The organism is Butyricicoccus faecihominis, from assembly GCF_014648015.1.
GTDB lineage: Bacteria > Bacillota > Clostridia > Oscillospirales > Butyricicoccaceae > Agathobaculum > Agathobaculum butyriciproducens.
The window spans coordinates 306326-314262 of the sequence record NZ_BMQH01000003.1 but is presented as its reverse complement, the minus strand read 5'-3'; the positions used below and the strand labels follow the sequence as shown (position 1 = coordinate 314262).

At 56.4% G+C, this 7937-nt stretch carries 6 protein-coding genes; 4 read left to right on the top strand and 2 right to left on the bottom strand.

Translation table 11 applies throughout. The annotated features are described in order from the left end of the window. Together IEY11_RS14840 and IEY11_RS04745 are read right to left on the bottom strand one after the other, a co-directional pair. Positions 1-515: sulfide/dihydroorotate dehydrogenase-like FAD/NAD-binding protein (locus IEY11_RS14840; protein ID WP_243183953.1), on the bottom strand; the 515-nt coding region annotated here is incomplete at its 3' end. A 160-nt stretch (positions 516-675) separates the two neighbouring features. Next, complete coding sequence (locus tag IEY11_RS04745; protein ID WP_118760450.1) at positions 676-918, bottom strand: SH3 domain-containing protein; 243 nt, start codon at positions 916-918, stop codon at positions 676-678. Positions 919-1146: 228 nt separating this feature from the next. Here IEY11_RS04745 and IEY11_RS04740 point away from each other — a divergent pair, with 228 nt between their 5' ends. The 4 genes from IEY11_RS04740 to rpoB all read left to right on the top strand — a co-directional run bounded on the left by IEY11_RS04740 (position 1147) and on the right by rpoB (position 7927). Further along, positions 1147-1956, top strand: a complete 810-nt coding sequence (locus IEY11_RS04740) for a basic amino acid ABC transporter substrate-binding protein (RefSeq protein ID WP_118480494.1) — start codon at positions 1147-1149, stop codon at positions 1954-1956. Positions 1957-2040: 84 nt separating this feature from the next. Then, positions 2041-2823, top strand: coding sequence for an amino acid ABC transporter permease (locus IEY11_RS04735; protein WP_407926640.1), 783 nt, complete (start codon positions 2041-2043; stop codon positions 2821-2823). Beyond that, positions 2810-3532, top strand: coding sequence for an amino acid ABC transporter ATP-binding protein (locus IEY11_RS04730; protein WP_188885930.1), 723 nt, complete (start codon positions 2810-2812; stop codon positions 3530-3532). Before IEY11_RS04735 ends, IEY11_RS04730 begins: the two co-directional genes overlap by 14 nt. A 654-nt stretch (positions 3533-4186) precedes the next feature. Next, a complete protein-coding gene (rpoB, locus tag IEY11_RS04725) occupies positions 4187-7927 on the top strand; it encodes a DNA-directed RNA polymerase subunit beta (protein WP_188885929.1) in 3741 nt (1246 codons plus the stop codon). Positions 7928-7937: the final 10 nt, after the last annotated feature.

The window sequence follows — 7937 nt, the reverse complement described above, 5'->3', positions numbered from 1 at the left end:
TTGAGCACCTGCGTAACCAGTGCCTTGCGGCCGTTCGAGCCGTCATCGGTCACGATGTGCAGGTTGGTGCAGGCGTTCTTCATCTCGTCCTCGAGGATGATGATGTCCTTGTTGCGGAAACCGGCGATCAGGTCAACCTCAGCACCCATTTCGTGCAGCTTCTTTGCCTGCGGATATGCGATCGCGCAGCCCAGACCGCCGCCGACAACAGCGACCTTCTTGAGACCCTCAAGCTCGCTCGCCTTGCCGAGCGGACCGACAAAATCATGCAGGCAGTCGCCCTCATTCAGTGCGCCGAGCGCCATCGTCGTTGCGCCGACCTCCTGGAAAATGATCGTGACGGAACCCTTTTCGCGGTCAAAATCTGCGATCGTGAGCGGAATGCGCTCGCCTTCTGCGCTGACACGCAGGATGATGAACTGACCCGGCTCTGCCTTGCGGGCAACGTGCGGTGCCTCGATCACCATCAGCTTGGTGTTTGCGTTCAGCGTTTGCTTTTTCAAAATCTGATACACTCTTTTTCGTACCTCCTTGCGATTGTCGCATCGAACATTTTACATTATACTGTATCGCTTTAAGCAACGCAAGTGAAAATGAAAAATCAGCAGTAAAAATGGTCAGAATTGATGAAAACACACCTTGTTTGTCAAAAAAATAACTGGTTTGACGAAAGCTTCACAAAGCCGGACGGCAGTAAAACAGCACAATGTCGGTTTTCGGAACCCAGCCGCAGGCTGTGCGCGTGCGTACATGACACCAGCCGTTCTGCTCGCACAGGATGAACAGGCGCGCACCGCTTGCCGCACTGCCGACAATCGGCGCGGAGCGAATCGGATCGGAGTGCAGCAGGAGAAGCGCGCCGCGCGGCTCGGCGCAGGCCGTGCGAAACGCAGGCGATACATATATAACAGGGGACATAGGGCACCTCCTTGTGGTTAATGCAGACTATGCTGCAAAAATGCAGAGCGTTAATTGGCGATTAACGAATTACCGATGGCTTGTGTCATGATTGCTGAAAAAATAAATGCTTTTCCATATTTTTTCGCTGAAATTTAGGTTGCATTATTATAGAACGCGCTGTATAATAATCAATATTAGAAAGAAATGCCCGTTTTGCACGGGTCAAATCGGAAGGAGTTAACACAAATGAAGAAGTTTTCCATTGCTATGCTGAGCATGGTACTGGCAGGTTCTATGCTGCTGACCGGCTGCGGCGGCTCCAAGACCGCTGATTCCAGCAGCGACGCACAGGATTCCACCACATCTACCTCTGCGGACGGCGGCACGCTGCGCATGGGTACTAACGCTACTTTCCCGCCGTACGAGTTCGTTGGCGACGACGGTAACGTACAGGGCATCGATGTGGATATTGCTGCTGCTATCGCTGACAAGCTGGGCATGAAGCTCGAGGTCACCGATATGGAGTTCGATTCCCTGATTCCGGCGCTGCAGAGCGACACCGTCGACGTGGCGCTGGCTGGCATGACCGTTACCCCGGATCGTCAGGAGAACGTAGATTTCTCGGATTCCTACGCAAAGGGCGTTCAGGTCATCATCGTTAAGGACGGTTCCGATATCGCTTCTCCGGATGATCTGGAGGGCAAGAACATCGGCGTTCAGACCGGCACCACCGGCGACATCTACTGCACCGGTGACTACGGTCAGGAGCATGTAAAGCAGTTCAACAACGGTCCGCTCGCAGTTGCTGCACTGGTAAATGATCAGATCGACTGCGTTGTTATCGACCAGGAGCCGGCTAAGAACTATGTTGCTGCAAACAGCGGCCTCAAGATCCTCGACACCGCTTACGCTGACGAGGATTACGCGATCGCTATCAAGAAGGGCAACACCGAGCTGCTCGATAAGGTAAACGGCGCTCTGAAGGAGCTCGAGGGTGACGGCACCCTGCAGTCCATCGTTGACAAGTATATCAGCGCTGACTCCGCAGCACAGTAAATCAACAAACGCGTACAAAGGAAGAGGGACGGTTCAGCGCCGCCCCTCTTTTGCAGTAAAATGAAAAGAAAGAGGGGATGACCTGTGAACGGTATTACAATGGACCAGTGGCTGAAAATTGTACCGGATTCGGTTGTCAATCTGCCGGAGGGTCTGCGGAACCTGCTGTTCCAGCTGTACCAGACCTTTATCGCAGCGGACCGCTGGAAATGGTTCCTGAACGGTCTGAAAATCACATTTGCGGTCACGATCGGTGCACTGATCCTCGGTGTTATCATCGGTCTGCTGATCGCTATAGTCCGCACGGCGCATGATTCCCGCCGCATGGGCAAAAGCAACATCATTCTGAGCATTCTCAACGCAATCTGCAAGCTGTATCTGACCGTCATCCGCGGTACGCCTATGATGGTTCAGCTGCTGATCATGGGCTTTGTTGTCATGGTGCCTAAGGATGATACAGCGCGTCTGGTGTGCGGCATCGTTACACTGGGCATCAACTCGGGCGCGTATGTTGCCGAGATTGTGCGCGGCGGTCTGATGTCGGTCAATCCGGGTCAGATGGAGGCCGGCCGTTCGCTCGGCCTGAACTATGCACAGACCATGCGCCTGATCGTCATTCCGCAGGCAATCAAGAACATTCTTCCGGCACTCGGCAATGAGATGATCACCCTGCTGAAGGATACCTCGCTCGTGTCGGTCATCGCGCTGCGCGACGTGACCAAGCAGGCACAGAATATTGTGTCCAATACCTATCAGGCCTATGTGCCGTATGTCAGCCTTGCGATCATCTATCTGGTGCTCGTTATCATCCTGACCAAGCTGCTCGGCATTTTTGAGAGGAGGCTGCGCGAAAGTGATCGACGTTAAAAACCTGCACAAATCCTTTGGCAACCATGAGGTGCTCAAGGGTGTCAACGAGCATATCGAGAAGGGCGAGAAGGTCGTAGTCATCGGCCCGTCCGGCTCGGGTAAGTCCACCTTTCTGCGCTGTCTGAACCTGCTTGAGGAGCCGACCAGCGGCGAAATTATCTTCGAAGGACAGAACATCACCGCCAAGGACACGGATATCAATCTGGTGCGCCGCCGTATGGGCATGGTGTTCCAGCAGTTCAACCTGTTCCCGCACCTGACCGTGCGCGAGAATATCAAGCTGGCACCGGTCAAGCTCAAGGTCATGACCGATGAAGAGGCGGACAAGCGTGCGCTCGAGCTGCTTGCGCGTGTCGGTCTGCCGGACAAGGCAGACAGCTATCCGGCGCAGCTTTCCGGCGGTCAGCAGCAGCGTATCGCCATCGCGCGCGCGCTGGCAATGAATCCGGATGTGATGCTGTTCGACGAGCCGACCTCGGCGCTTGACCCGGAAATGGTCGGCGAGGTTCTGGAAATCATGAAGGAGCTGGCTGATGACGGCATGACCATGGTTGTTGTTACCCACGAGATGGGCTTTGCCCGCGAGGTTGCAACGCGCGTGCTGTTCATGGACGGCGGCAATATCGTAGAGCAGAACGAGCCGAATGAGTTCTTCGCAAATCCGCAGCATCCGAGACTGAAGGATTTTCTGTCGAAGGTGCTCTAACTGCCGTGCGGAGCACGGCTCTAAGGGGGACGCTGTCCCCCTTAGATACCGGAAAAGTTCCCAAGGAAACTTTTCCGGATATCCCCCTCTCGTCCGCACGGCGGACGAGGTCGCGCCGCCGCGGCGCGAGCAGTGGGATAAAAGTCAGGTACACGCCCTGACTTTTATGGGGAATTTTATGCGGTCTGCTGCGGCAGACCTGTCCCTGCCTGTTTCGGCGTTGCCGAAAGGCGTCAGGGAATGCGAAAAGGCACGCCTTTGGCGTGCCTTTTCTGTTCGGTTTGATGGACGGCTTTGTTCGGAGCACTCCCGCAGGGCGGGCTGCCCACGGCCCGCCGTATAACGACGAGAAACGGGTAAGCGGGTACGCTGCTGCAATGCAGTGGTCTGACAGGGGATTTTTGCGGAGAATAACAAAGGGAGAGGACAAAACCTCTCCCTTTTTGTGCAATTATTGTTCGCCATATGCTTGACGGATCTGTTCAAAGCATGGTATAATGGTTTGCTGCTGAAAGTTGCAGGCTTATTCCTATGCCTGTCATTATGTTAGCACTGTCTGCTGAAAAATGCAAGACGAATGAATGAAGTTTTCGCAACGCCGCCGGGCGTATCAACCAACACCAACAGCCGAAAGAAACGGAGTGATCAAAGCACATGAAGGTGAAAGACGTACAGCACGGCAAAACCACACGAAAGAGCTTTGCACGAATCGAAGAGATTCTCGAAATGCCGAATCTCATCGAGGTGCAGAAGAAGTCTTACGAATGGTTCCTGGATCAGGGCCTGCGTGAGGTTTTTGACGATACCGCGTCCATCACGGACTACACCGGAAATCTGGAGCTTTCCTTCCTCGATTTTTCGATGGACGAGGAGCCGAAGTACAGCATTGAGGAGTGCAAGGCACGAGATGCAACGTATGCAACTCCGCTGAAGGTCCGCATGCGTCTGCGCAACAAGGAGACCGGCGAGATCAAGGAGCAGGAGATCTTTATGGGTGACTTCCCGAAGATGACCCACGCTGCTACCTTCATCATCAACGGTGCAGAACGCGCGATCGTATCTCAGCTCGTTCGTTCCCCGGGCGTATACTACGGCAAGGAGCTTGACAAGACCGACAAGGTTCTGCTCTCCGCTACCGTAATCCCGTACCGCGGCGCATGGCTCGAGTACGAGACCGATGCAAACGACGTTTTCTACGTTCGCATTGATAAAAACCGCAAGATTCCGATCACCAGCTTCATCCGTGCCATCGGCGTTAAGACCGATGCCGAGATCAAGGAGCTGTTCGGTGAGGATCCGCTGATCGTTGCAACCCTCGACAAGGACCCGGCGCACACCGCCGAGGAAGCCCTCATCGAGATCTACAAGAAGATGCGTCCGGGCGAGCCGCCCTCTGTGGAGTCGGCTACCTCTCTGATGGATGCCATGTTCTTCGATATGCGCCGCTACGACATTTCCGCAGTCGGCCGCTACAAGTACAACAAGAAGCTGAACATCGCACGCCGCATCACCGGCCACAAGCTGGTAAATGCAGTCGCTGACCCGATGACCGGCGAGGTTCTGGCTGAGGCCGGCGAGGTTCTCTCCCGCGAGAAGGCAACCATGATGGCTGCCCGCGGCGTAAACAGTGTTGTGATCGAGTCTGCCGAGGGCACTGCCGTTAAGGTATTCGGCAACGGCATGGTAGACGTAAACGATTTCTCCGAGTACCTCGGCGGCGCAACCGCAGAGGATCTGGGTCTCAAGGAGAAGGTTCGCTTCACCGTCCTCAAGGAGATCATCGACTCCGGCGTACAGGGCGACGAGCTGAAGAAGACCGTGAAGGAGCGTCACTTCGATCTGGTTCCGAAGACCATCATCGTTGATGATATGCTCGCTTCCATCTGCTATCTGCTCAACCTCGGTCACGGCATCGGCACGGTTGACGATATCGACCATCTGGGCAACCGCCGTCTGCGCTGCGTAGGCGAGCTGCTGCAGAACCAGTTCCGCATCGGCTTCTCCCGCATGGAGCGTGTTATCCGCGAGCGCATGACCATTCAGGACCTCGACGTTGTTACGCCGCAGTCCCTGATCAACATCCGCCCGGTAACCGCAGCCATCAAGGAGTTCTTCGGTTCTTCTCCGCTTTCGCAGTTCATGGACCAGAACAACCCGCTGGCTGAGCTGACGCACAAGCGCCGTATGTCCGCCCTCGGCCCCGGCGGTCTGTCCCGTGACCGTGCATCCTTCGAGGTTCGAGACGTACACTACTCGCATTACGGCCGTCTGTGCCCGATCGAGACCCCTGAAGGTCCTAACATCGGCCTGATCTCGTATTTGGCAACCTACGCCCGCATCAATGACTTCGGCTTTATCGAAGCACCGTACCGCGTAATCGAAAAGATCAAGGACGAGGAAACCGGCGAGGTCCGCTGCCACGTTACCGACGAGGTTCGCTACATGACCGCGGACGTCGAGGACGAGTACATCGTCTGCCAGGCTACCGAGCCGCTCGACGAGAACAACAACCTCGTAAACGACCGTGTAACCTGCCGTATGCGCGACGAGTTCGTCGAGGTAGACCGCAAGGACGTTGACCTGATGGACGTTTCTCCGCGCATGATGATCTCGGTTGCTACCGCATTCATCCCGTTCCTCGACCACGACGACGCAAACCGCGCACTGATGGGCGCGAACATGCAGCGTCAGGCCGTACCGCTGCTCCGCACCGAGGCTCCGATCGTTGCAACCGGCATGGAGTACAAGGCAGCTGTTGACTCCGGTACGATTCCGCTGGCAGAGGGTGACGGCGTTGTTACCCGCGTAACCGCCCGCGAGGTTTGCGTACACTATGACAACGGCACCGACAAGACCTATCCGCTGACCAAGTTCATGCGTTCCAACCAGTCCACCTGTATCAACATGCGTCCGATCGTTGATCTGGGCGAGCGTGTCAAGGCAGGCGACGTTCTGTCCGACGGCCCGTCTACCGATCAGGGCGAGGTTGCACTGGGCAAGAATGCCCTCATCGGCTTCATGACCTGGGAAGGCTACAACTACGAGGACGCCGTACTGCTGAACGAGCGTCTGGTACGCGACGACGTTTACACCTCCATCCATATCGAGGAGTACGAGTCCGAATCCCGTGATACCAAGCTCGGACCCGAGGAGATCACCCGTGATATCCCGAACGTCGGCGAGGACGCACTCCGCAACCTCGACGAGCGCGGCATCATCCGCGTTGGCGCTGAGGTTCGCGCCGGTGACATTCTGGTCGGCAAGGTTACCCCGAAGGGCGAGACCGAGCTGACCGCAGAGGAACGCCTGCTCCGCGCGATCTTCGGCGAGAAGGCCCGCGAGGTTCGTGATACCTCTCTGCGTGCGCCGCACGGCGAATCCGGTATCGTTGTAGACGTTAAGGTATTTACCCGCGAGAACGGCGACGAGCTGTCTCCCGGTGTCAACATGGTCGTCCGCGTTTATATCGCGCAGAAGCGTAAGATCTCTGTCGGCGATAAGATGGCAGGCCGTCATGGCAACAAGGGTGTCGTTTCCCGCATTCTGCCGCAGGAGGATATGCCGTTCCTGGAGGATGGCCGTCCGCTCGACATCGTACTGAACCCGTTGGGCGTACCGTCCCGAATGAACATCGGTCAGGTGCTCGAGGTTCACCTTGGCTTCGCAGCCAAGAAGCTCGGCTGGAAGGTCGAGACCCCGGTATTCGACGGCGCAACGCTTGAGGATATCAAGGAGACGCTGGTTGCAGCAGGCGTTAACGAGGACGGCAAGAGCGTCGTATACGACGGCCGTACCGGTGAGAAGTTCGATAACCGCGTAACCGTTGGTTATATGTACTACCTCAAGCTGCATCATCTGGTAGACGATAAGATCCATGCCCGTTCGACCGGCCCGTACTCGCTCGTAACCCAGCAGCCTCTGGGCGGCAAGGCGCAGTTCGGCGGCCAGCGCTTCGGCGAGATGGAAGTTTGGGCGCTGGAAGCATACGGCGCCGCATATACCCTGCAGGAGATCCTGACCGTCAAGTCCGACGATATCACCGGCCGTGTCAAGACCTACGAGGCGATCGTCAAGGGTCACAACGTACCGCAGCCGGGCGTTCCGGAATCCTTCAAGGTACTCACCAAGGAGCTGCAGGCTCTGTGTCTGGATATTCAGGTTCTGGACGAGAACATGGAAGTGATCGAGCTGTCTGAGGACGACGACGAGGAGACCGCTGAGTACACCCGTCCGATGGAGCAGGCTGTCTCCGGTGCGGATGACGAGTTCACCGCAGCAGGCTTCGGCATCAACGATGCCGAGGAAGGCGACACCGATCTCTTTGCACTGGATAACCCCGCCGAGGATGGCGGTGACGATGCCGAAGGTGATTTCGACGACGGTCTGGGCGAATAAGACTGAGCGT

Coding starts and splice junctions, on each gene's coding strand:
- rpoB (WP_188885929.1), top strand. CDS start 4,187: ATGAAGGTGAAAGACGTACAGCACGGCAAAACCACACGAAAGAGCTTT.
- IEY11_RS04740 (WP_118480494.1), top strand. CDS start 1,147: ATGAAGAAGTTTTCCATTGCTATGCTGAGCATGGTACTGGCAGGTTCT.
- IEY11_RS04745 (WP_118760450.1), bottom strand. CDS start 918: ATGTCCCCTGTTATATATGTATCGCCTGCGTTTCGCACGGCCTGCGCC.